Source organism: Parvibaculum lavamentivorans DS-1 (genome assembly GCF_000017565.1).
Lineage (GTDB): Bacteria > Pseudomonadota > Alphaproteobacteria > Parvibaculales > Parvibaculaceae > Parvibaculum > Parvibaculum lavamentivorans.
Genome location: NC_009719.1, coordinates 3369773 through 3393444, shown reverse-complemented (window position 1 = coordinate 3393444; position 23672 = coordinate 3369773). Strand labels below are relative to the sequence as shown.

26 protein-coding genes are annotated in these 23672 nt (G+C 63.0%); 13 read left to right on the top strand and 13 right to left on the bottom strand.

The features are described 5' to 3' along the window. The first annotated feature begins 62 nt into the window (after positions 1–62). Positions 63–2201 carry a ComEC/Rec2 family competence protein gene (locus PLAV_RS16165; protein ID WP_083762613.1) on the top strand — a complete coding sequence of 713 codons (2139 nt, stop codon included), beginning with the start codon at positions 63–65 and terminating at the stop codon, positions 2199–2201. Here PLAV_RS16165 and lexA read toward each other — a convergent pair. The 8 genes from lexA to PLAV_RS16125 all read right to left on the bottom strand — a co-directional run bounded on the left by lexA (position 2195) and on the right by PLAV_RS16125 (position 8724). Beyond that, positions 2195–2908 carry a transcriptional repressor LexA gene (lexA, locus tag PLAV_RS16160; protein ID WP_012112110.1) on the bottom strand — a complete coding sequence of 238 codons (714 nt, stop codon included), beginning with the start codon at positions 2906–2908 and terminating at the stop codon, positions 2195–2197. The two genes, PLAV_RS16165 and lexA, sit on opposite strands and share 7 nt — an antisense overlap. 119 nt (positions 2909–3027) lie before the next feature. Next, positions 3028–4239: a molybdopterin molybdotransferase MoeA gene (locus PLAV_RS16155; protein WP_012112109.1), complete on the bottom strand. Its 1212-nt coding sequence runs from the start codon at positions 4237–4239 to the stop codon at positions 3028–3030. Positions 4240–4242: 3 nt separating this feature from the next. Continuing rightward, on the bottom strand, positions 4243–4725 hold the full coding sequence (moaC, locus tag PLAV_RS16150) for a cyclic pyranopterin monophosphate synthase MoaC (RefSeq protein WP_012112108.1): 483 nt from the start codon (positions 4723–4725) through the stop codon (positions 4243–4245). 45 nt (positions 4726–4770) lie between these two features. Further along, on the bottom strand, positions 4771–5619 hold the full coding sequence (gene kdsA, locus PLAV_RS16145) for a 3-deoxy-8-phosphooctulonate synthase (RefSeq protein ID WP_012112107.1): 849 nt from the start codon (positions 5617–5619) through the stop codon (positions 4771–4773). Positions 5620–5622: 3 nt separating this feature from the next. Continuing rightward, positions 5623–6210, bottom strand: a complete 588-nt coding sequence (locus PLAV_RS16140; RefSeq protein WP_143710245.1) for a GNAT family N-acetyltransferase — start codon at positions 6208–6210, stop codon at positions 5623–5625. 85 nt (positions 6211–6295) lie between these two features. Continuing rightward, positions 6296–7093 (bottom strand): indole-3-glycerol phosphate synthase TrpC, encoded by a 798-nt coding sequence (gene trpC / locus PLAV_RS16135; RefSeq protein WP_012112105.1) that lies wholly within the window; start codon positions 7091–7093, stop codon positions 6296–6298. Next, complete coding sequence (gene trpD, locus PLAV_RS16130) at positions 7086–8111, bottom strand: anthranilate phosphoribosyltransferase (protein WP_012112104.1); 1026 nt, start codon at positions 8109–8111, stop codon at positions 7086–7088. The genes trpC and trpD overlap by 8 nt, the downstream gene beginning before the upstream one ends. Positions 8112–8130: 19 nt before the next feature. Continuing rightward, positions 8131–8724, bottom strand: a complete 594-nt coding sequence (locus tag PLAV_RS16125; RefSeq protein WP_012112103.1) for an anthranilate synthase component II — start codon at positions 8722–8724, stop codon at positions 8131–8133. Positions 8725–8830: 106 nt separating this feature from the next. On the opposite strand from PLAV_RS16125, the gene PLAV_RS16120 reads away from it, so the two are divergent. Beyond that, the gene (locus PLAV_RS16120) at positions 8831–10051 is read left to right on the top strand and encodes an FAD-dependent oxidoreductase (protein WP_012112099.1); all 1221 of its coding nucleotides are present in this window, start codon (positions 8831–8833) and stop codon (positions 10049–10051) included. A gap of 199 nt (positions 10052–10250) precedes the next feature. Here the strand turns inward: PLAV_RS16120 and trpE are convergent, their stop codons facing one another. The 3 genes from trpE to PLAV_RS16105 all read right to left on the bottom strand — a co-directional run bounded on the left by trpE (position 10251) and on the right by PLAV_RS16105 (position 14172). Next, positions 10251–11759 (bottom strand): anthranilate synthase component I, encoded by a 1509-nt coding sequence (gene trpE / locus PLAV_RS16115; protein ID WP_012112098.1) that lies wholly within the window; start codon positions 11757–11759, stop codon positions 10251–10253. Continuing rightward, positions 11756–13651: a peptidylprolyl isomerase gene (locus PLAV_RS16110; RefSeq protein ID WP_012112097.1), complete on the bottom strand. Its 1896-nt coding sequence runs from the start codon at positions 13649–13651 to the stop codon at positions 11756–11758. Before PLAV_RS16110 ends, trpE begins: the two co-directional genes overlap by 4 nt. Positions 13652–13827: 176 nt before the next feature. Continuing rightward, complete coding sequence (locus PLAV_RS16105) at positions 13828–14172, bottom strand: hypothetical protein (protein ID WP_012112096.1); 345 nt, start codon at positions 14170–14172, stop codon at positions 13828–13830. Positions 14173–14834: 662 nt separating this feature from the next. Between PLAV_RS16105 and tpiA the strand changes: the two genes are divergently transcribed. Together tpiA and PLAV_RS16095 are read left to right on the top strand one after the other, a co-directional pair. Continuing rightward, positions 14835–15587 (top strand): triose-phosphate isomerase, encoded by a 753-nt coding sequence (tpiA, locus tag PLAV_RS16100; RefSeq protein ID WP_012112095.1) that lies wholly within the window; start codon positions 14835–14837, stop codon positions 15585–15587. 80 nt (positions 15588–15667) lie between these two features. Next, entirely contained in the window at positions 15668–16198 is a 531-nt protein-coding gene (locus PLAV_RS16095; protein ID WP_012112094.1) for a PAS domain-containing protein, read from the top strand. A gap of 114 nt (positions 16199–16312) precedes the next feature. On the opposite strand, the gene PLAV_RS16090 is transcribed toward PLAV_RS16095, so the two are convergent. Beyond that, positions 16313–16720 carry a DUF4168 domain-containing protein gene (locus PLAV_RS16090; protein WP_012112093.1) on the bottom strand — a complete coding sequence of 136 codons (408 nt, stop codon included), beginning with the start codon at positions 16718–16720 and terminating at the stop codon, positions 16313–16315. Positions 16721–16908: 188 nt separating this feature from the next. Between PLAV_RS16090 and PLAV_RS16085 the strand changes: the two genes are divergently transcribed. The 9 genes from PLAV_RS16085 to kdsA (PLAV_RS16050) all read left to right on the top strand — a co-directional run bounded on the left by PLAV_RS16085 (position 16909) and on the right by kdsA (PLAV_RS16050) (position 22720). Then, on the top strand, positions 16909–17457 hold the full coding sequence (locus PLAV_RS16085) for an RNA polymerase sigma factor (RefSeq protein ID WP_012112092.1): 549 nt from the start codon (positions 16909–16911) through the stop codon (positions 17455–17457). Then, complete coding sequence (locus PLAV_RS19110) at positions 17454–18356, top strand: anti-sigma factor family protein (RefSeq protein WP_012112090.1); 903 nt, start codon at positions 17454–17456, stop codon at positions 18354–18356. The genes PLAV_RS16085 and PLAV_RS19110 overlap by 4 nt, the downstream gene beginning before the upstream one ends. A 228-nt stretch (positions 18357–18584) precedes the next feature. After that, positions 18585–18794, top strand: coding sequence for a cold-shock protein (locus PLAV_RS16075; protein WP_012112089.1), 210 nt, complete (start codon positions 18585–18587; stop codon positions 18792–18794). A 49-nt stretch (positions 18795–18843) separates the two neighbouring features. Further along, on the top strand, positions 18844–19071 hold the full coding sequence (locus PLAV_RS16070; RefSeq protein ID WP_012112088.1) for a hypothetical protein: 228 nt from the start codon (positions 18844–18846) through the stop codon (positions 19069–19071). Between the two features lie 32 nt (positions 19072–19103). Then, positions 19104–19274, top strand: a complete 171-nt coding sequence (locus PLAV_RS19705; RefSeq protein ID WP_012112087.1) for a hypothetical protein — start codon at positions 19104–19106, stop codon at positions 19272–19274. Positions 19275–19277: 3 nt separating this feature from the next. Then, the gene (locus PLAV_RS16065) at positions 19278–19469 is read left to right on the top strand and encodes a hypothetical protein (RefSeq protein WP_012112086.1); all 192 of its coding nucleotides are present in this window, start codon (positions 19278–19280) and stop codon (positions 19467–19469) included. Between the two features lie 238 nt (positions 19470–19707). Beyond that, positions 19708–20142: a preprotein translocase subunit SecG gene (gene secG, locus PLAV_RS16060; RefSeq protein WP_012112085.1), complete on the top strand. Its 435-nt coding sequence runs from the start codon at positions 19708–19710 to the stop codon at positions 20140–20142. Positions 20143–20251: 109 nt separating this feature from the next. Beyond that, a complete protein-coding gene (locus tag PLAV_RS16055) occupies positions 20252–21880 on the top strand; it encodes a CTP synthase (RefSeq protein WP_012112084.1) in 1629 nt (542 codons plus the stop codon). A gap of 6 nt (positions 21881–21886) precedes the next feature. After that, positions 21887–22720, top strand: a complete 834-nt coding sequence (gene kdsA, locus PLAV_RS16050) for a 3-deoxy-8-phosphooctulonate synthase (RefSeq protein ID WP_012112083.1) — start codon at positions 21887–21889, stop codon at positions 22718–22720. On the opposite strand, the gene PLAV_RS16045 is transcribed toward kdsA (PLAV_RS16050), so the two are convergent. Continuing rightward, entirely contained in the window at positions 22717–23625 is a 909-nt protein-coding gene (locus PLAV_RS16045) for a phytanoyl-CoA dioxygenase family protein (RefSeq protein ID WP_012112082.1), read from the bottom strand. The genes kdsA (PLAV_RS16050) and PLAV_RS16045 overlap by 4 nt on opposite strands. Between the last annotated feature and the right edge of the window lie 47 nt (positions 23626–23672).

Here is a 23672-nt window from a genome sequence, read left to right as displayed (position 1 = left end):
CCTCTGGATGCGGCACGCTCCGGGGACCGCTTTGGGGGAATGGCGTGGCATTAGATGCCGGTATGCCGAAACGACTGTCTTTGAAGATTCGGGCCCGGGCCGCTTTCGAAGCAGCCGGCCTCGGAGCAGCGTGGCTGCGTGCCTCCTTTACAGCAGACAGCGACCGGCTCTTTCTATGGTCGCCGGTACTGGTGGCAGCCGGTGTCGGAACCTATTTTTCACTCGGTTTTGAGCCGCAGCCTTGGCCCGCTGCGGTGCTTTTGCCACTGGCGCTGGCGGCGCTCTGGCTCTCGCGGAATCATCCAGTAAAAGCGCTTTGCGCCGGAATCGGTTTTTTTCTCCTTCTGGGCTTTGGAGCCGCCGTTTTGCGGGCGCAAATGGTTGCCGCGCCTGTGCTGGCAAGGCCAATGTCGGGCCCCCTTGTTGCCAAGGTTGTCGCCGTTGAGAGCACCGAAAGCGGCAGTCTTTCCGCCATTCTGGAGCCACGGTCATTTGCGCGCCTAACTGCTTCGGAAACGCCGGCCAAAGTGAGAATCAGCGTTCGGTTGCGCGGGGCGGTTTTACGGCCTGGGGCCGTGGTTACGCTCAGAGCGAGACTGATGCCGCCGCCGGAACCGGTGCAGCCGGGTGGGTTCGATTACGCCCGGCAGGCATGGTTTGACGGAATGGGCGCCGTTGGTTTCGCCTATACGCTCCCCGAGGAACTGTCGCCACCGTCCGGAAGAGATCGCGCCGTCCTCGCCGATCTGAGGATGAGGATTGGAGAACGGATCCGCTCAGTCGTGGGGGGCACCAGCGGCGCCGTGGCGGCCGCCCTTATAAATGGAGAGCGGGCGAGCATCCCGGACGATGTTTCGGAAGATTTGCGGGCGGCGGGCATTTTCCATGTGCTGTCGATATCGGGCCTGCATATGGTGCTTTTCGCCGGATCGGTCTTTTGGGTCGTACGTGCCGCTCTTGCGCTTTGGCCAAGTATGGCGCTTCGGTATCCGATCAAGAAATGGGCAGCTGCAGCGGCACTATTTGGCGCCACTTTTTACCTGTTGATTTCGGGTGCCGCGATAGCGACGCAACGCGCATGGATCATGATCTCGCTCATGTTCCTCGCGATCCTTCTGGACCGCCCGGCGCTGACCATGCGGAATGTCATGCTCGCAGCCCTGGTTATCCTTCTCTGGCGGCCGGACAGTCTGATCGGGGCGAGTTTTCAGATGTCTTTCGCAGCAGTGATCGCCTTGATCGCTTTCTACGAGAGCAGCTGGATGCGGAGCTGGACGTCAAGGCCGCGTGCCACCGGCCTCGGAGCCTTGCCCGCGCTCGCCGGCTCGTATGTGCTGGGAATAGCGTTGACCAGTATCGTGGCCGGCGCAGCGACGGGCGCTATCGCCGCCTACCACTTCAACCGGATCGCTCTTTATGGTCTCGCCGGCAACATGGCCGCGATGCCGCTCGTCGGTATCGTCGTCATGCCTATGGCGCTTCTCTCCTTGCTTCTGATGCCCTTCGGCCTGGACGGTCCGGCTTTGTGGGCAATGGGAAAAGGTGTAGAGGGCATGCTGCTTGTCGCTCACGAAGTAGCGAGCTGGAACGGCGCCGACCGGCTAGTGCCGGAGGCGCCGCTTGGTGCTTTGTTGCTTGTTGTGCTGGGCAGTTTGTGGCTTGCGCTCTGGCGCGAGAAGTGGCGCTTTGCCGGTATAGTGCCAATGGTGGCAGGGCTCGCGCTTTGGGGGGCAGCCTCAAGACCGGATGTCCTGATTGATCGCGATGCCGCACTCTTTGCGGTTCGTACGGCAAATGGATCGCTTGCGCTCACATCCTCTCGCCCTGCCTACGCCGCCGAACAATGGCTGCGGCATGATGGTGATGGAAGGCGGCCAAGAGAGGCGTCGAAATCGGAAGCCCTCGCATGTGACAGGCACGGGTGCATCTACAAGGAGGAGGGGCGCCCGGTAATCGCTTTTGCCGGGACACTCGATGCGGTGGTTGAGGATTGCGCCAAGGCGGATATCGTGATTGCGAAAATATCCGTTCCATATCGCATCCGGCGCGAATGCGATGCGCGACTGCTGCTGGATTATTTCAGCTTCTGGCGCAACGGTGCGACAGCACTGACCTTCACCGAAAGCGGCGGTATTGATGTGACGACATCGCTTGCGGCGCGCGGCAACAGGCCTTGGGTACAGCGCCGCGGAGATCAGTAGCGGCGAAGAAGGCCGACGAGCTTTCCTTGAACCTTGACCCGGTCAGGTCCGAAGATACGCGTCTCATAGGCCGGATTTGCGGCTTCGAGAGCGATGGAATCTCCCTTCTTGCGCAGGCGCTTCAGGGTGGCTTCATAGCCATCGACGAGTGCAACGACGATGTCGCCGCTCGTTGCTGTATCGCAACGCTGGATGAGAACCGTATCGCCGTCGAGGATACCGGCCTCGATCATCGAGTCGCCTTTTACCTCAAGCGCATAATGCTCCCCGGATCCGAGAAGGTTCAGCGGCACGCTGACCTGATGGCTCTCTTCCTGCAATGCCTCGATCGGTGTGCCGGCAGCAATTCGTCCCATGACGGAGAGGGTCATCGTATCGCCGGAGCTGCGTGCGGGGGCAAGGTCCCGGCTGCTGGGTTTGGGCTGCGCGCCGCCCTCGATAACGCTCGGCGAAAAGCCCCGTCCGCGTGCCATGGCGAGGCTTGGGGACGCCGCATCGGGAAGCTTGAGAATTTCAAGTGCGCGAGCGCGATGGGGCAGGCGGCGGATAAAGCCTCGTTCCTCCAGCGCGGTGATGAGCCGGTGAATGCCGGATTTGGAGCGAAGGTCCAACGCCTCTTTCATTTCATCGAAGCTGGGGGAAACGCCGCCTTCCTTGATCCGCTCATGAATAAACATCAGCAGCTCATGTTGCTTGCGTGTCAGCATCGACTTCAGCCCCTCCGGTCGCCCTGTGAGCCCTGTGGGGCTCTTTGGAACAAAACAAAAACGTTGAAACTTGTTCTAGTTTAGTTCTCGCGAGGGTGTCAAGCGCATTTGTGGATAAGTCAGCGTCGGAGCGGCAAAACCGTAACGATTCCACCCGCTTGCACGGCTTCCGCGTGTGGCTTGCGGACGATCAGACAGGAGGCATCCGCCAGGACCGACAGCATGGAACTGTCCTGAATCGGGAAGGGTGTGGCGACGTGAATTTCGCCAGGCACATGGTCGAGGCCCGCCCTGATGTAATCTTCCCTCGAGCCATTCTGCGGCAGGTCCGCCCCAAGCCGTGCTTGCGTCAGATGCAACGCTGTATCGCCGCCCTGCATGCGGATGATGGCCGGACGCAGAAAAAGTATCGCGCAAACGAGCGCGGATACCGGATTGCCGGGGAGGCCGAGCATCGGCGTGTCGCCCAGCTTGCCGAATATCAACGGCTTGCCAGGACGCATCGCGATCTTCCAGAAATCGATGTCGAGGCCGAGGGGCGTGAGGGCTTCCTGAACGAGATCGTGGTCGCCGACCGAGGCACCGCCAAGCGTGACCAGCATGTCGGCATGTTCCGCGCGCGCCGCTATTTCACGAATGTCGCCCACAGTGTCGCGTGCGATGCCGAGATCGAGGGGAATGCCGCCCGCCTCCAGAATGAGGGCCGCGAGACCATCATTGTTGGCGGAAATGATCTGGTTCGGACCAGGCTCCGCGCCCGGCCGCACGAGTTCGTCGCCGGTCGAGAAGAAGGCGATAACAGGCTGCTTGCGAACCTCGAGTTGAGGAAGGTTCATCGCGGCGGCAAGCGCGATGTCGGCAGGCGAAAGTTTGCGGCCAGCGGGCATGCCCGGATCGCCAGTCCGGAAATCCAGACCGCATACACGAACGTGGTCCCCGGCTGTCGCGGTTTCTTCGATAACCACCACATCGCCTTCGCGCGATGTGTCTTCCTGAATTACGACTGCATCGGCGCCTTGCGGTAAAGGCGCACCGGTGAAGATGCGAACGGCTTCGCCTTCATTCAGATGCTCAGTATATGCGCCGCCTGCAGGCGCCTCTCCGACGACCCGCAAACGCGCAGGCACAGTGAGCGTATCGGCGGCACGGACCGCATAGCCGTCCATGGCAGAGAGATCGGCAGGCGGCTGCGTTCGCCGCGCTATCGCTTCTTCCGCCAGGAAACGTCCCAGTACCCGCGCAAGCGGCAAGCTCTCTTTCTCGGTGGTCCGGAGCGCCGCCATGATGCGGGCTCGCGCCTCCTCGACGGGAAGGAGAGGGTGCTGTGCCATAAGCTACTTTGCCTTGTAGTCGCCCGACTTGCCGCCGGTTTTTCGAGTGAGACGAATGTCTCCGATCGTCATGCCGCGATCGACGGCTTTCGCCATGTCGTAGAGCGTCAGGCAGGTAACACTGACTGCGGTGAGAGCCTCCATTTCGACGCCGGTCTGGCCTGCCACCTTCACCGTCGCCTCGACCTCGACGGTTCCGGCCTTCTTGTCCATCTTGAGATCGACTTCGACCTTGGTAATGGCAAGCGGGTGGCAAAGAGGAATGAGGTCCGCTGTGCGCTTTGCCGCCATGATGCCGGCAAGCCGCGCGACTTCGAGCGCATTGCCTTTCTTGAGGCCGTCTTCTGCGATCAGCTTCAGCGTTGCAGGCTGCATTGTAACGCGGCCCTTGGCAGTCGCGCTGCGCGACGTGACGGGCTTCGACGATACGTCGACCATGCGGGCTGCGCCCTTTTCGTCGAGATGCGTAAGCTTCTTCGCGGCCAAGGAACGCCTCTTCTTCCTGCTGTCTGCGTTGAGGAAGTATATCCGCTAGACTGCTGCCGCGCGAATGGCTTTGAGGCTTGCGAAAAGTTCTTCGGCGCCTGCAAGCGGAAGACAGCTCAATGGATCGCAAAGCGCCTTGTCGGGTTCGGGATGAAATTCGAGGAACACCCCGTCCGCACCTGCCGCCACGGCGGCCTTGGCAATTATCGGTACGCCGTCGCGCCGCCCGCCTGTCGATGCGCCGCCGGTGCGCGGATCGGCGCCCGGAAGCTGCACAGCATGTGTCGCGTCGATGGTTACGGGAACTCCGAGTTTTTTCATTTCGGCGAAGGCGAGCATGTCGACGACGAGGTTGTTGTAGCCGAAGGAAGAGCCGCGTTCGCAGAGAATGGTGAGATCGGCGCCTGCCGCTTCCTTGATTTTGGAAACAATGTTGCGGCAATCCCAGGGCGCGAGAAACTGGCCTTTCTTCACATGGAGAAGGCCACCCGCCTTGTGCGTCGCGCGCGCGGCGGCAACGACGAGATCCGTCTGGCGGCAGAGAAATGCCGGGATCTGCACAAGGTCTGCAACTTCGGCAACCGCCTCCGCCTGCGTCTCGTCGTGAATGTCGGTCGCGATCGGGAGGTCGAATTTCTCTTTCACTTCGGCGAGAATGGCGAGGCCTTTTTCAAGGCCGGGGCCGCGATAGCTTTTGATGGACGAACGGTTTGCCTTGTCGAAGCTGGCCTTGAAAACAAAGGGAAGTTCGAGCTTCTCCATAACGGCCTTCAGGTGCCGCGCGGTTTCGAATGCGAGGTCTCTGTCTTCGAGGACATTGAGGCCCGCGATGCAGAAAAGCGGCTGACCATCGCCGATTGCAATGTTCCACTTCGATAGGTTGAGAACGCTCATTTGTTACAGATCCTTGCGCATGAAACATCGCCGGTCGAGCGGCAGTCCGATGTCGTCTTCGTGATAATGCGCGAGGAGGAGGGCCGGCGTCCACTCATCCTCGGGAATGATCTTGAAACCGCATGAGGCATAGAACGGTGCGTTCCATACGATGTCGCGGAAGGTCGACAATGTAACGGATTTCGAGCCGTTTTCCCTTGCCCAATCGCATACGGATTCGACGAGAGAACGCCCCATACCCTTGCGTCCGTGATCCGGATGGACTGACAATTCGAAGATATGGAAAGGTCTGTCCAGAGGCGCCGCGAGGATGAACCCGACCGGATTATCGTTCAGTACAGAGACGAATACGACACCGCTGCGGGCGTTGGCTTTGATGAATTTTATGTCGGTTGGTTCATGCGAAGCGATCTCCGGAAGGCCTGCTTCGATGAAAGCCTTGCTTGCGGCCCGTTCTATGGCGCCAAACAGTTGAAACTCTTCAGGTTTTGCCTGTCTTATGTGGTAATTCATGGAGTTGTCCCGCAGCCACTGTCGCGCAACTGTCACAAAACCGTCATACGGCGCGATGGGGCATGAAACGATGTTCAAAAATAAACAGGCCGGGGATAAAGGAAGCCCGCTTATCCCCGGTTTCGGCCCGGCGCGAGAGGCGCGCGGCCGTATTTATCCCCGGTCAGGCGGGAGGAGCGAGCAACGCACGGGTTGCTGCCTCCACATCCGTCTGCCGCATCAGGCTCTCGCCAACGAGAAACGTCCGTACACCAACTTTTGAAAGACGCGTGAGGTCGTCCGGCGCGAAGATTCCGCTTTCGCCGACGAGCAGCCGACCCGAAGGGACGAGGGGGGCGAGCCGCTCGGTGGTGGCGAGGGTCGTCTCGAAGGTCTTGAGGTTACGGTTGTTGATCCCGAGGAGAGGACTTTTCAGCTCGACGGCGCGGGCGAGCTCCTCCTCGTCGTGAACCTCGACCAGCACATCCATCTTCCAGCCGAAAGCGGCTTCCTCGATCTCGCGGGCCTGCGCGTCCGAAACCGCGGCCATGATGATGAGAATGGCGTCGGCGCCCATCGCCCGGGCTTCCGCCACCTGGTAGGTGTCGTACATGAAATCCTTGCGGAGCACGGGGAGCGACACGGCGGCGCGGGCGTCGGACAGATAGTCCGGCGCGCCCTGGAAGGAGGGGCCGTCGGTGAGGATCGAAAGGCAGGTGGCGCCGCCGGCCTGATAGGCACGGGCAAGCGCCGGCGGATCGAAGTCCGCGCGGATGAGACCCTTGGAGGGGCTGGCCTTCTTGATTTCGGCGATGAGCGCGTAGGCGCCCGTGTCGACGCGGGCGCGAAGGGCGGAGGCGAAGCCGCGCACGGAGCCGGCGGCGCGCGCCATCTCCTCGACCGAGGCGAGCGGACGGGCGCGCTTCGCGGCGGCGATCTCGTCCAGCTTGTAGGCGCCGATCTTTTCGAGAATGTCAGACATTGTTCTTGCCGTTCGTCGCCGCGACGAGCTTTGCGAGGGTTTGCTTTGCCGCGCCGCTGTCGATTGCCTTTGCCGCGAGGCCGGCACCTTCCTTCAAGGTTGCCGCCTTACCCGAGACGATGAGCGCGGCAGCTGTATTGAGCAAGACGATATCGCGGTAGGCCCCGGCTTCGCCATCGAGAAGGCGGCGAATGGCAGCGGCATTTTGTTCCGGGTCGCCGCCCTTGAGGTCTTCGATGGAGGCGCGCGGCAAGCCGGCATCCTCCGGCGTTACCTCGAAAACGCGGATCGAGCCGCCCTTCAGCTCGGCGACGGCGCTCGGCCCGGTGGTCGTCAGTTCGTCCATGCCGTCGGAACCGTGAACCACCCAGGCGCTGTCGGAACCGAGATTGCGAAGGGCCTCGGCGAAGGGCTTGACCCATTCGGCCGCGAAGACGCCGAGCAATTGCCGCTTCACGAGGGCGGGATTGGAGAGTGGCCCCAGCATGTTGAAGATCGTCTTGATGCCGAGATCGGCACGGACGGGCGCGACATGTTTCATGGCGGCATGATGCGCCTGCGCGAACATGAAGCCTATGCCCGCCTTTTCGATGGAGGCGGCGATGGTCGCGGGATCAATATCGAGATTGACGCCGAGCGCCTGAAGAGCGTCTGCCGTACCGGACAAGGAGGAAGCTTTGCGGTTGCCATGCTTGGCGACCGGAACGCCGGCCGCCGCAACGACGAGCGCGGTCGCGGTCGAGATATTCCATGTGCCGACGCCGTCGCCGCCCGTGCCGACAATGTCGATGGCATTGGCGGGCGCCGTAACGCGGAGCGCGCGCTCGCGCATGACGGTGGCGCCTGCCGTGATTTCGGCGACGGTTTCGCCGCGCACGCGCAGGCCCATCAGGAATGCGCCGATCTGCGCTTGCGTCGCCTCGCCGGACATGACGATCTCGAAAGCGGCACGCGCCTCGGCGGCGTCGAGCGCGCGGCCTTCGGCAAGGCGCGCGATGATGGTCTTGAAATCGGTCATGGCCCCCCGCAAAACTCCCTTACGCCAGCTCGCGCGTGTTCATGCCCGCGATCTGCAGGAAGTTGCGCAGGATGTCGTGTCCATGCTCCGAGGCGATGCTTTCCGGATGGAACTGGACGCCGTGGATCGGCAGCTCCTTGTGCCGCGCGCCCATGATGATGTTGTCGGTCGTCCATGCCGTCACTTCGAGGCAATCGGGCAGGCTTTCGCGCTCGACGATCAACGAATGATAGCGCGTCGCCTCGATGGGGCTCGGCAGGTACTGGAAGATGCCTTTGCCGCCATGATGGATGGCGCTCATCTTGCCATGCATGAGGGTGGGCGCACGCACGACCTTGCCGCCAAAGGCCTGGCCGATGGCCTGATGGCCGAGACAGACGCCGAGCAGCGGAATGCGGTGCGCGGCGGCGGCCTGAATGAGGTCGAGGCAGATGCCGGCCTTGTCGGGGTCGCAGGGGCCGGGCGAGAGGACGATCGCCTGCGGACGGGCTGCCAGCGCCTCGTTCACCGTGATCTTGTCATTGCGGTGGACAGCCGCCTCCGCGCCCAGTTCTCCGAGGAAATGGACGAGGTTGTAGGTGAAGCTGTCGTAGTTATCGATGAGCAGCAGCATGGCAGTATCCCTGAAACGGCCCCGAAGGGGGGCTGCACGGTCTTTATATAGGCGTTAGGAGGCAGGTGGGGCAAGGTTGGGAAAGGTGGAAAGAGGAGGACGGCCGATGTTGGAAAAGACGCTCACCACCACATGCGCCATCGCGGGCGGCGGGCCGGCGGGGATGATGCTGGGGCTGTTGTTGGCGCGGGCCGGTGTGGACGTCACCGTGCTCGAAAAGCATGGCGATTTCCTGCGGGATTTTCGCGGCGACACGATCCATCCCTCGACGCTGGAAGTGATGCATGAGCTGGGGCTGCTCGACGGGTTGCTGGCGCGGCCGCATCAGAAGATGAGCGAGGTCGGCGTTCATATCGGCGACGAGCACCTGACCGCCGCCGATTTCTCGCATTTGCCGACGCGGTGCAAATTCGTCGCCTTCATGCCGCAATGGGATTTTCTCGACTTTTTGGCGGAGGCGGGGCGACGTTATCCGGGCTTTCATCTTCACATGAATGCCGAAGCCACCGGGCTGCTGGAAGATGCGGGCCGCGTCGCGGGTATCCGCGCGGCGACGCCTGACGGAACGCTCGACATTCGCGCCGACCTGGTCGTCGGCGCCGACGGCAGGGGCTCCGTCGTGCGGGAGAAGGCGGGGCTCGATGTCCTCGATATCGGCGCGCCTTTCGACGTGCTTTGGATGAGGCTCACGCGCCGCGCAGACGACGCGTTGGAGACGCTCGGCCGCGTCGACATGGGGCATATCTTCATCACCATCGACCGCGGGGATTACTGGCAATGCGCCTTCGTGATCGGGAAGGGCGAACTCGAGGACTGGAAGACGAAGGGGATCGAGGCGTTTCGCGAAACCATTGCGGCGCTGCAGCCGCATATGGCGGACCGGACCGGCGAGCTTCGCAGTTGGGACGATGTGAAACTGCTCACGGTGAAGGTCGACCGGCTGCGCGAATGGGCGCGGGACGGTCTGCTCTGCATCGGCGACGCAGCCCATGCGATGTCGCCGGTCGGCGGCGTCGGCATCAACCTCGCGATACAGGATGCCGTGGCGGCGGCGAATATCCTCGCTGGACCGCTCAGGCAGAAGCGGCTGACGCTCGCAGACCTGCGCGCCGTGCAGCGGCGCCGCGATTTTCCGACCAGGGTGACGCAGGGCGTGCAGGTATTCATCCAGAACCGCGTGCTCGGCCCGGCGCTGCGTAGGAAGGGCAGGATGAAGGCGCCGCTGCCGCTGAAGCTGCTCGGCCGGTTTCCGCTGCTGCGCCGCATACCGGGATATGCGGTCGGTCTCGGCGTGCGGCCGGAGCATGTGGAGGTGGAGGAGAGGTAGCTGAGTTTTGTTTGAGCCGACCAAGAACACAGTGTCACCCCGGCGAAAGCCGGGGCCCATTGGTTTCCTCAGCAAGAGCGATGGCATGTGGCGTCAGTGCCAATCAGAAAAATTGAAATCAGCTGCAAGAGGCTCTGCGAGTGGGCCCCGACTTTCGCCGGGGTGACACCTCTGTCTGGGCCAAGGTCGAAAATTTTTCTTACTGCCTTTTCCCCACCTGCGATGCGTAGCGCACGGCTTCTTCCGCCGCGCGGAAGAGGGCCTTGGCCTTGTTGACGCTTTCCTGATACTCGCCTTCGGGGCTTGAATCCGCGACCACGCCGCCGCCTGCCTGGACGTACATCTTGCCGTCCTTGACGATGGCGGTGCGGAGCACGATGCAGGTGTCCATTTCGCCCGCCGCCGAGAAGTAGCCGACGCAGCCGGCATAGGGGCCGCGCTTTTCGAGTTCGAGTTCGTCGATGATTTCCATCGCGCGGACTTTCGGCGCGCCGGAAACGGTGCCTGCCGGGAAGCCCGCGACAAGGGCGGAAATCGCGTCATAGGCGGGATCGAGGTCGCCTTCGACGTTCGAGACGATGTGGATGAGGTGCGATGTGTACTGGAGCGCGAAACGTTCCGTCACATCGACCGAACCGATCTTCGAGACGCGGCCGACATCGTTGCGCCCGAGATCGAGCAGCATGAGGTGCTCGGCGCGCTCCTTCGGATCGGCGAGGAGTTCTTCGGAGATCGCCTCGTCTTCCGCCTTGTTCTTTCCGCGATGGCGCGTGCCCGCGATAGGGCGGATGGTGACGCGGTTGTTCCGCACGCGGACGAGAATTTCCGGGCTCGAGCCGACGATGGAGAAATCCTCGAAATTCAGGAAATAAAGGAAGGGCGACGGGTTGATGCGGCGGAGCGCCCGGTAGAGCGCGAAGGGCGGCAGCTCGAACGGCGCCTCGAAACGCTGCGAGAGCACGACCTGAAAAATGTCGCCGGCGGCGATGTATTCCTTCGCACGGGCGACCATGCCGAAATAGGCATCCTTGGGCGTGTTGGAGCACGGCTCTTCGAGCGGCCCGATTTCCGCATCGCGGTGGAGATGCGGCAGCGCCGTATCGAACTCGGCGATCACATCGCCGACACGTTCGCTCGCGCGCGTATAGGCGGCATGTGCGCTGACGCCGGGCTCCGGCCGCACGGGCGTGACGACGGTAACTTCGTCCTTCACGGAATCGAAGACGGCGATGATCGTTGGACGGATGAAGATGCCGTCCGGCAAGCCGAGCGCGTCCGGGTTCTCGTTCGGCAGGTGCTCCATCAGGCGCACCGTGTCGTAGCTCATATAGCCGAAGACGCCGGCGGCCATCGGCGGCAGCTCCTCCGGCAGGTCGATGCGGCTTTCCTCGATGAAGGCACGCAGGCTCTTCAGCGCGCCGCCGGGGCAGGGCTCGTAAGTATCCCCGAAGCGGGCCTTGCGGTTCAGCTCCGCCTTGTCGCCCCGCGTCCGCCAGATGGCATCCGGCGCGAAGCCGATGATCGAATAGCGGTTGCGGCTGTCGCCGCCCTCGACGGATTCGAGCAGGAAGCTGTTCGGCTTTCCGTCCGCGATCTTGAGCATGGCGGAGACAGGCGTTTCGAGGTCCGCGACGAGACGCGCATAGACCACCTGCGCCGTACCCGCGTTGTACGACGCCTCGAAACTGGCGTAGTCGGGCGAAATCATAGGCCGGTGTCCGTCGCCGTCATCTGTTGGAACAGCGTGTTGTTGACCTCGACGCCGAGCTCCTGCTGGTAGCCGACGACGAAGGTCTGCAGCATGTCGGCCTGTATCGCATCGACCAGGGTTGTCCGCGTCTCCTTGTACTTGTCGCTGTTCGCGTCGAGCTGCGGCGAGCGGACATCCTTGACCTGCATGACGATGAGGCTGTCACCGAGGCCGACCGGGCCGAAGGTGAAGCCGCCTTCAGGCGCGGCGAAAAGCCGGGTGACGGCGGTCCGCGAGAAGGTGTCGTTCTGCGCGTAACGCTGGAGAGGAGGCGTGGAGAGAACGCTGCGGCCATATTCCGCCGCGATCTTCTCAAAGCTCTCGCCCGCATTGCCACGCTCCACGAGCGAGGTGGCCAGGGCTTCCAGGTCGTCAGCTCGCTTCTGCTGCTTCCAGATGCTCACCACGCGGTCGCGCACTTCGTCGAGCGGCTGCAGTTCGGCGGGGTTCACAGCGTCGATCTCGACCCAGTAATAGCCGTCCTTGCCGGAATCGAGCGGCGGGATCTGGTCGCCCTGCTGGTTCTCATAGACCGTGTTCAGGAGGTCCGGCAGTTCCGGCAGTTCGACCGTATCGCCGTTCCGCGTCTTTCCGTCGGCGGTGATGCCGTCGATGGAGCGGACGGTAAGGTTGTAACGCTTCGCGACATCGGCGAGCGGCTCGCCGCCGGCGCGGGCGTCCTCGATGGTGTTCTGGATGTCGTAGATCTGATCGCGCGCCAGTTCGAGTTCGATTGCCGCACGCAGCTCTTCCTTCACGTCTTCATAGGTGCTGGGCTTGCCGGGCTCGATACCGGTGACATGCAGGATCGACCAGCCGAGCGGTCCCCGCACGGGCTCGCTATAGCCGGTGCCTTCGAGCGAGAAGGCGGCATCCGCGAGTTCGGGCGACAGCATATCGTCGCGAGAGACCTTGCCGAGATCGACATCTTTCATGGTGAGGCCGAGGCCCTTAACGACGGTTTCGACATTCTCGCCGCCGCGCAGCTTCGTGAGTGCCTCGTTGGCCTCTTCTTCGCTGGCGAAGGTGATCTGATGAACGTCGCGGCGCTCCGGCACGTCATACTCGCCCCGGCGCTGCTCATAGGCGGCCTGGAGGTCTTCTTCCGACACGGCCATCGTGCGCGTCACATCCTCGGGCTCGAGGACCATGATGCTGAAGTCGCGCGTTTCCGGGAGCGTGAAGGCGGAAGCACCGGCTTCATAGAATTTCTGAACGGTCTCCTCGTCCGGATCGGCGATCTCGCCGACAAGGGATTGCGGCAGGATGACGTAACCTGCGACGCGGGTCTCTTCCTGGAAGCGGCTCACCATCTCGATAAGTGCTTCCGGCGCGGCGACGCCGACCTGGATCACCTCGATGACCTGCTTGCGCGACATGGCGCGGCGGCGCTGCTCGATGAAGCGTTCTTCGGAAATGCCGTTCTGCTGCAGCGACTGGCGGAAAAGGTCGCGGTCGAAGCGGCCGAAGGGGCCCTGCAGGTTGGGGTCGGTCGTGATGTCGATGCCGACGGCCTCATCGCCCACGGCAAGGCCGAGGTCGCTTGCCGCGCCGTCCAGGGCCGCAAGGCTGATAAGCCGCGACAGAGCGGCGCGGTCGATGCCGAACTGGCGCGCCTGGTCGAGCGACAGCGGCTGCCCGAGGCGCTGGGAGAACTGGTTCATCTCGTTGCGGAGCTCGACCTGATAGGTCGCGGCGTCGATCTTCTGGTCGCCCACTTCCGCGACCGTATCGCCGCCGAAGCCGGTGAAGATGTCCGCGATGCCCCAGACCGCGAAGCTGAGCGCGAGCAGGCCGATCAGCACCTTGGCAACCCAGCCCGAGGCGTTTCTCCGTAGTGAATCGAGCATTTGCAGTCTTTCTCTTTCGCCGGTCCGGCCGGCGATCTGTCAGTCCGCGGGCGCGGCCCCCGCCGCCCGCCCCCTCGCGAGAGGGCGGCATGATAGGTGCGGGGCCCCGGCCTCGCAAGCGGATCGGGCGCGCTTTCCGTTTGATTTTCAACGCAAAATGCCGGGCGCTCCCGTGGCTAGAGGGTGCTCCCGAGCATGGGCGGACCCCCGAGCCGGACATAGGCCTCGATGCTTGCCTGCGTTGCGGCGACGAGAAGCCAGATCGTGAGGAAGCAGACCGCCGCCCAGAGCGCGAAGGCGCGCAGGGCCAGGCTGGCCGCGGAGGGCACTTCGTCGAGCGCGAAGGCGACGGCGAAAGCGAAGAGCGTGACCTCAAGGGCGGGCAGGACGACGACAAGCGCCTCCAGAACCCCGTCCGGCGGGCGGCCGGAAAGAGCGATGACGAGAAAGGAAGCAAGGGCGGCAAGCGTGCCTGTGGCGCGCGCGTGGCGGATGGCGAGGGTGGCGGTAGCGGCGAACATAAGTCTCCTCCAGTCTCTCTCCGCGCATAGCGAAGAAAGGGGCAAGTATTCAGCAGGTATTTGTCAGCAACGGCGCGGGGCGAGCTTCACCGGACGGTCCAGCCGCGAAAGGCGGGACCGTGAGGGAAAAACCGGACCGGCGAGCCGGTAACTGGCGCTTTAGCGGGGTTCGGGGCCGGGCGGCCCGCGGATTTCCCATGCGGGAACCCATCCGGGGGCGGTGCGAGGCCCACCATCCGCGTGCTGCGGGGCGAAGTATTGGAACTGCATGTTGAAACTCCGGGAACGTGAGTGGATCACCGACCGGAAGCTTGAAACGCAAAAGCCCCGATCTGATTTGAGCGGGGCTGGAAAGTGTCGATTTTGCAGGCTTGTTTAGCGCGCGCGCAAGCGACCCGGCCCCGAAGGCGAGTAGTGTCGACCGAAGGTCTTTTCGACCTGTTGCATCCAAAGCTGTGTCATGGCGCGCACGCTACTCCTGAGTCGTTTACTTGCCAAATGAATAGTCATGTGAATGAAACTTTCGCCTTACCTGTGTTCTATTTCACGCAGGTTAAAATCACCCATCGCCGGACCCGCCGCGCGGCGCAATGTTGGCGGGCGGCGGAGGCATCTGCTAAACGAACGCGACACAAGAATTCTCAATCGAGCGGAGCGGACAAATGGCACGCGTCAAGGCGCTGGTGGCGGGCAACTGGAAGATGAACGGGCTGAAGGCCTCGAAGAAGGAACTGACCGCGCTCGCGAAAAAGCTCGGCAAGGAAAAGCCTGGCTGCGACGTGCTGATCTGCCCGCCGGCGACATTGATCGCCACGCTGAAGGACGCAGCGAAGGGCACCAAGATCGCCATTGGCGGCCAGGACTGCCATGCGAAGGAGAGCGGCGCCCATACCGGCGATGTGTCGGCGGAGATGCTGAAGGATGCGGGTGCGTCCTATGTCATCGTCGGCCATTCGGAGCGCCGCGCCGATCATGGCGAGACGGACGCGGATGTGAAGGCGAAGGCGGAAGCCGCGCACCGCGCCGGGCTCGTCGCGATCGTGTGTGTGGGCGAGACGGAAGCGCAGCGCGACGCGGGCGAGACGCTGAAAATCATCAAGGGCCAGCTCAAGGGCTCGCTTCCCGCCGGTGCGACGGCGAAGACGACCGTCATCGCCTATGAGCCGGTCTGGGCGATCGGCACCGGCCGCACGCCGACGGCGGACGACGTGGCCAAGGTCCATGCCGCAATCCGCAAGGCGCTCGACGCCCGCTTCGGCGCGGAAGGCGCGAAGATGCGCATTCTCTATGGCGGCTCGGTGAAGCCCTCGAACGCGGCCGAATTGATGGCGGTGCCGAACGTCAACGGCGCGCTGGTCGGCGGCGCGAGCCTCAAGGCGGAGGATTTCTGGGGGATCGTCTCTGCCTACGCCTGAGTGATCGCACGCGTTAACCTTCTGTTAACCCTGAAGGTGCATTGGGGGAGATCGTTTGTCCCTCGGTCATCAGGGTAGCCATGAGTAACGCGGCAACCTTTCATTCGCGCGACTGCGCGCGCTTCTTCGGCTATTGGAACAGTCTTCCCAAGCGCGGCCTTGTCCCGGATCGCAATGCTTTCGATCCCGTCGCGATCCGCGATCTCATGCCGATGATCGTGATGATCGAATATAATGACCGGCAACCGGCGGTGTTTCGCTATGCCGGGTCGGGGCTCACCGAGATACTGGGATACGACCCGACGCGGCGGCCCTATCTGGAGCTGCTGAAGGACGACGCGATCTCTTCCTTTTTCGAAGCGAGCGAGCCGATGATGGCAACGCCTTGCGGCGGCCGCTTCGGCATCACCGTGCAGGCGGCGACCGGCTATGTGCTGGAATGCGAGGCGCTCGACCTGCCGTTCTGCAACGAGCGGGAAGGGAGCTGGATCATCATGGCGCTGGTCGGCGTGCTCGGCGTCGTCGGAATGCATGATGAGGAAAAAGTCCAGATCCTGGAAATCGGCGCGGGCGAGTGGATCGACATAGGGGCGGGGCTGCCCCGTTCGTGAGGCGCACGCGTAGACGGCCCCCGGGCGGAGGGCGCCGGGGACCGTCCGGTGCAAGCGCGCGAACTGCCCGAACACAACTCACGCTACTCGCCGCTGAGTGCGTCGCATCGGCAGTTACATATTGCCGCCGCCCTGCATCTGCTGGAGATAGGCCGTCACCTTTTCGCGTGTGGCTTCATCGCTCTGCGCCTGCGCGGTGATGGCGTTGTATTCCTCGACGGAAAGGCCGTTGGACGCGATGACGGCTTCAAGGTCGGTATAGGCCTGCTTCTGCACGGCCTCCTTGTCGGCCGGGTCCTGCGCGGCCTGCATCTCCTGCTCCATCGACATGTTGATCTGCTGCACTTCGATCACCGACTTTGCATAAGCCTGGAGCTGCTGATCGGAAAACGCGCCTTCCTGCGGCTGCGCTTGCGCCATGCGATCCATCGCAACGGCGGGCGCGGCGGCCATCGTCGCCGACAGTCCGAGAATGACGGCGCCGAGAACAGTCGTGCGGGCGGTGCCTGGCTTCTTTCGCATAAGATACTCCTTGAATTCATCCCATAGATGCGCCGCCGCAATCTGGCGGTTTGCCGGCGCTGTGAACCAGACAGCAGCGCGAGGGCGAAAGTTCCCGTGCGCGAAAAAAGAATTTCAAATCCTTGCGAACTTTTTCTCGCCATATGTGTCTGTTGGCTTGACGGCATATGAATGACCGGAGCCGCCGCATGGACGATCTCGGCTGGTATGTCGAAAAGGAAATCCCGCATCTGCGGCGATTTGCGAAATCGCTCTGCCGCTCGGCGGAAGAGGGCGACGATCTTGTGCAGGACACGCTGGAGCGCGCCTGGAGCAAACGTCATCAATGGCGGCGCGACGGTTCCGTGCGCAGTTGGCTCTTCCGCATTCTCTACCGCCTGTTCCTGAACTCGCGGCGCGGAACGAAACGGAGCCCGGAAGAAATCGACGACGAGACACTGGCGGATCCGAAACATGCGCATACAACGCCGCAGGAAGCGCAGTTGATGGCGAATGAAATGTCGCGGGCGCTGGCGGCACTGCCGCACGAACAACGCGCGGCGGTGGTGCTGATCGCACTCGAAGGCGCAAGTTACGACGAGGCGGCGTCGATGCTCGACATTCCGATCGGCACACTTCGCTCGCGGCTGTTTCGCGGACGTGAAGCATTGCGCGAAACGATCGACCGCGACGCAATCGACCGCGAGGAGACGGATACCGTCCGCCCGATGCCGGCGCGGTTGAGGAGAGTGAAATGACGGATGAGAGACCGGTCCCGGAAAGGATATTCACGGAAGACATGCTGAAGGCGGGACTTCATGCCTATGCCGACGGAATGCTGGACGACGACCCGGCATTGCGGGCAGCGGTGGAAGCGCGCCTCGCCTCCGATCCCGCTGCGCGGCAAGAGGTCGAAGACTGGCAGGCGATCAACGCCGCCATACGCGCATCCCTCCCGCCCATGCACACTCTGCCGCCACGTCTTGCCAACGCTTTCGGACCGGGGAGGGGACGGAAGCCCCGATATCGTGTCATGGCGGCGGCCTCCGCGATGGCGGCGATGCTGGCGCTTGGTTTCTTCACCGGCCAACATGCGGGCGATGTGCGCGGAAGCGGACCGGAAATGGCTGCGGGCCTGCCCGCAGACGTCGTGGCCGCGATGAGCGAGGAGCGGGGCCTCACCGCGCGGCCGGTCGCAGATGCGGCAATGGCCGGCATGGACGCTGCGCGCGCCGAAAGGATTGGTCTGCCGCGCCTCGAAATGCTGCGCGCCGCGCCAGACCTTTCCGGCGCCGGATTTGGCCTGAAACATTTCTCGCGGATGGCGGCCGGAGACGGACAGCCGATGCTGAGGGCGACTTATGTCAACGCTGATGGCGAGGAGGTGGAACTGCTCGTGATGGCGATGCCGAGCCGGGAGGTTGCACCCGCAGGCGATGGCGGCCGGGTCTTCTGGTCTGACGGACACCTCGCCTATGGCCTCACGGCAGCGCATGGCGCGCCTGACCTCGATATACTCGCCAAGCTGGCCGCCGAGCCGCATAACTGGGACATTGCCCTTGAAACCCGCGAAGCGGCCAATGGCCCCATTCTCTCTTCTCCGGCGGCCAGTTCTCCCGGAATTCAGCCGATCACCACTCCCGGCCCGCCTTCATGAGTGCCGCCTGAAAGAATAATCGGGCCGATCCGGGCCTGTTTTCTCATATTCCTTGTAAGTGTGCGGAGAACGGCCTATATACCCAAAATCGAATTTTACTGGTTCGGCTGCTCTCCACGCTCGCGATCGAGCGCCGGACCTGTCTTTCCCGATCCCGCAAAATTTTGATCTGTTATTCGCGCGTGCGAAGGCAGCACTATCTCAACCTACCTACAAGGAATGCCAAACATGGCGAACGGAACAGTTAAGTGGTTCAACTCCCAGAAGGGCTTCGGCTTCATTCAGCCGGACGGCGGCGACAAGGACGTTTTCGTCCACATCTCCGCAGTTGAACGCGCGGGCATGAGCTCGCTCAACGAAGGTCAGAAGATCGGTTACGATCTGGAGACCGACCAGCGCAGCGGCAAGGTCTCGGCCGCCAACCTGCGCAACGCCTGATTTTGAAGGGGCGCTCCGGCGCCCCTTTTTATTTGCCGGAGAAGAACCCATGGCGAAGAAAAAGCCAATGGATGCGGATTTTATCGCGTTCAACGTCGTCTACGAGGACGGCTCGCTGAGTTCAAACCGGAAAGTCCCGACATCGAAGCTCGAAGGCGCCGACGACACGGCGAATGCGCGCGCGATCATCGAGGCCCAGGATCGCGAAATCGGTGAGAAGTCCGGCAGGCCGCGCAGCCGCGTGAAGACGCTCAACCGTGTTGGCGCCCGGAAATAACCCGACCCGCGACCGAAAGAAGCGAGGACCGGATGGCTTTCAAGCCTAACTACAATCACGAACGTGCGGAACGCAATCGCGCCAAGGCGGCGAAAGCGCAGCAAAAGCTGAAAGACCGCGAGGAGAAGGCCGCGCAACGCAAGGCATCTCCCGATGGCGATGCAGGCGATACCGCCGCACCCGAAGATACGTCCGAGGAATAGATCATGCAGCAGAAGCACAAATTCGAAATCGGCGAGACTGTCGAGTTCAGCCCGGGCGGTTCCTATCCGCCGGCGGCACGCGGAAGCTATGTGGTTCTGCGCCAGTTGCCCTCGGAAGGGCTCGACTATCAGTACCGCATCAAGAGCGTTGCCGATGGTCAGGAGCGTATGGTCCGCGAAGGCCAGCTCGGCTAATCCGCCGGAACCGGGACAGGGCTTGCTGCAATACTCCAAACGGCAATAATCCCAGTACCTTCCAGCCGATTTTTTCAAAGATGCATGAACGCCGGCCGGGCGCTCCCGGCGCGCTTTGAGCTTTTTCGCGGCCAAGCGGTAAAGGGCTGGAAACGCGCGCCCTCATGCGGTACAAACCGCCGCGACCGGCCCGGCCCGCAACGACGAGGCCGGGGCTTTTCTTTTTGCCTGAGGTATCATGGCGACCATCATCCTGATTATCCACCTGATCCTCGCGCTGGCACTGGTCGCGACCGTTCTGCTGCAGCGCTCCGAGGGCGGCGCGCTGGGCATTGGCGGTGGCGGCGACGGCTTCATGTCCGGCCGCGGCGCCGGCAACGCATTGACGCGGGCCACCGCTGTACTGGCGGCGCTGTTCATCACGACGAGCCTGGTGCTCGGCATTCTCGCCTCGCGGGGCGGCTCCGCGGATGGAATTCTCGACCGGATCGCGCCGCCGACGGCGGGTGGCGACGAAACCGTGCCGGACGTGCCGGCGCCGCTTGGCTCGGAATTCCCGGATTTAGAGCAGACGCCGGCCGCAAACCAGCCGGAAACCGCGACGGACGAGGCCCCCGCGGCCCCCGTGCAAGCACCGGAACCGGCTGAACCCGGCGTTCCGCGCGCTCAATAAAGGACAAGGCAGGCCGCCGCCGGGACCGGTGTGAGGCCTGCTTCATTATTTTTCGCCGAAGCTGCGTTTGCCGCTTCGAATCGTTTTGCTTGGTGTAATCTAGGGGCCCATGACGCGGTACATTTTCATCACCGGCGGCGTGGTTTCCTCCCTCGGCAAGGGTCTCGCTTCCGCAGCGCTCGGTGCGCTCCTGCAGGCGCGCGGCTATTCCGTGCGTTTGAGGAAACTCGACCCTTATCTCAATGTGGATCCCGGCACGATGTCGCCGATCCAGCATGGCGAAGTCTATGTGACCGATGACGGGGCGGAGACGGATCTCGACCTCGGCCATTACGAGCGCTTCACCGGCGTACCGGCGAGCCGCGCCGACAACATCACCACCGGCCGCATCTATCAGGAGATCATCCAGCGCGAACGGCGCGGCGATTATCTCGGCGGCACGGTGCAGGTGATTCCGCATGTAACGGACGCCATCAAGGAATTCGTGCTCTCCGGCAATCTCGACGTGGACTTCGTGCTGTGCGAAATCGGCGGCACGGTGGGCGACATCGAGGGCCTGCCTTTCTTCGAGGCGATCCGCCAGCTCGGCAACGAGCTTGACCGCGGCCAGACCTGCTACATCCATCTGACGCTGCTGCCGTTCATTCCCTCGGCCGGCGAGATGAAGACCAAGCCGACGCAGCACTCCGTGAAGGAGCTGCGCTCCATCGGCATCCAGCCCGACATCCTGATGTGCCGCTGCGACCGCCCCATCCCGAAGGACGAGCGCCGCAAGATCGCGCTGTTCTGCAATGTGCGCGAGACGGCCGTCATCCAGGCGATGGATGTCGACACGATCTACGACGTGCCGAACGCCTATCACCTCGAAGGGCTGGACGACGAAGTGCTGTCGGTCTTCGGCATCAAGGGCTCGAAGGAACCGAACCTCGCCAAGTGGCAGACCATCGCCCACAACATCCGCGAGCCCGAAGGCGATGTGACGATTGCGATCGTCGGCAAGTACACAGGGCTGAAGGACGCCTACAAGTCGCTTTCCGAGGCTCTGGTGCATGGCGGCATCGCCAACAAGGTGCGCGTGAACGTGAAATGGGTGGAGTCCGAAGTCTTCGATACCGAGGACACGGCTTTCTATCTGGAAGATGTCGACGGCATTCTTGTGCCGGGCGGTTTCGGCGAGCGCGGCTCCGAGGGAAAGATCCGCGCGGCGCAATTCGCGCGCACGCGCAACGTGCCCTATTTCGGCATCTGTTTCGGCATGCAGATGGCTGTGATCGAGGCGCTGCGCAATGTCGGCGGCCTCGAGGGCGCGAGCTCGACGGAGTTCGGCCCGACCAACGAACCGGTCGTCGGCCTCATGACGGAATGGATGCGCGAGAACGAACTGGTGAAGCGTGCCGCGCATGGCGATCTCGGCGGCACCATGCGGCTCGGGGCCTATGACGCCATGCTGGCGGAGGGAAGCCGCGTCGCGCAGATTTACGGATCGACCGTCATCAGCGAGCGCCATCGGCACCGCTACGAAGTGAACATGACCTATCGCGAACAGATCGAGGCGGCGGGACTTCTGATGTCCGGTGTCTCGCCTGACGGGCTGCTGCCGGAGATCATCGAGATACCGGATCATCCCTGGTATATCGGCGTGCAATATCATCCGGAGCTGAAGTCGAAGCCGTTCGAGCCGCATCCGCTGTTCCGTTCCTTCGTGGAAGCGGCGGTCGAGCAGAGCCGTCTGGTGTAGGCCGACATGCCCGCGAACCAGACCGTCAGGATCGGCAACCTCGAAATCGCCAACGACAAGCCCTTCGTGCTGATCGCGGGACCCTGCCAGCTCGAAACGCGGCAGCATGCTTTCGACATGGCGGGCGCGGTGAAGGAAATCACAGACCGGCTGGGCATCGGCTTCATCTACAAGACGTCATTCGACAAGGCGAATCGCACGAGCCGCAACGCGACGCGCGGCCTCGGCCTCGAACTGGCGCTGCCGATCTTCGAAGACCTGAAGAAGGAACTCGGCCTGCCGGTGCTGACGGACGTACATGAACGCGATCAATGCGCGGAAGTGGCGAGTGTTGTCGACGTGCTGCAGATCCCGGCCTTTCTCTGCCGCCAGACGGACCTGCTGGAAGCGGCAGCGCAGACAGGCAAGGTCGTCAATGTGAAGAAGGGCCAGTTCCTCGCGCCCTGGGACATGAAGAACGTCGTCAACAAGGTGGTGGATGCGGGCAATCCGAACGTGCTCGCGACCGAGCGCGGCGTGAGCTTCGGCTACAACACGCTGGTGAACGACATGCGCGCGCTGCCGATCATGAAAGAGCAGTGCCGGTGCCCCGTCGTGATCGACGCGACGCATTCCGTGCAGCAGCCGGGCGGGCAGGGCACGGCATCGGGCGGCGACCGCCGCATGGTGCCTCATATTGCCACCGCCGCCGTATCGCTCGGTGTCGCCGCCGTCTTCATCGAAACCCACCAGGACCCGGACAATGCACCGTCCGACGGGCCCAACATGGTGAAGCTCGACGAGCTTGAGGCGCTGCTCGCGCGCCTCAGGAAGTTCGACGAGTTGGCGAAGGTGGCCTAGGCCGTCTGCTTCTCGCCCCTGATTTCGTCACGGATGCTTTCGAGCAGGTCCGCGCTGCCAAGCGTGGAGATGGCGGTCTCCGTGTGACCGAGGGCATATTCGGGCGGCACGCTTTCGGGGCCTTCGCCGGGGGCGCCCGGCGGCGAGTAATAGCCAAGCGCATAGCCCCCCATCGAATAGCCGATCAGCGCCTGCAGCTCGCGCGGAAGCGTTCTCGCGATTTCAGGCGGGCAGGAGAGATACTGGTTCTCTTCCTGACGCAGCCAGCCAAGCGTGTAGGTGATGTTGATGCCGATGCGGTCGCCATTGGAGACGTTTGCGCCGCCGCCATGGAAGACGCCGCCGGAATAGACCAGCACTGAACCGGCCGGCATTTCCGCATAACCGATCTGATCTTCCGTCGGCTGATAATCATCCGGCCAGCCGAGGCTGCCGGGGCAGACCTGTGTGGCGCCGTTTTCCTTCGTGAAGTCGCTGATCGCCCAGATCGTATTGAACTGCGGTTCTACATTCTTCAGGTGCGTGCCCCAGGCCCAGCGGTCGCGGTGGATTGCCTGCGCCGTCTGGCCGGGACGAATGCGGATTACCTGCGTCAGATGGAGCTGGATGCGCTCGCAGAAGGGCTTCAGGAAGGTTTCCGCCGCCTTGACGATCATCGGGTGGGAAACGAGGTCGCGGCACTTGGCCGAACGCGCCACGAGCGCGCCGGTGCGCGTCGTCTTGTGACCGACGAAATCATCCGCACCGTTCGGCGTCGCGTCGATATAGGGCATGGTCTCGGCGAGAACCTGATCGAGTTCCTGGCGGCTCAGCACGCCCGTCAGAATGAGGGCGCCGTCGCGTTTCAGCACGTCGAGGATTTCATCGGTAGAGGCGCCCGCGGGCAGCATCTGAAGTTTCGGCATCGGTTCCTCCCTCAGGACTTTCGGCGCGCCGGCAGCAGCGGACGCCG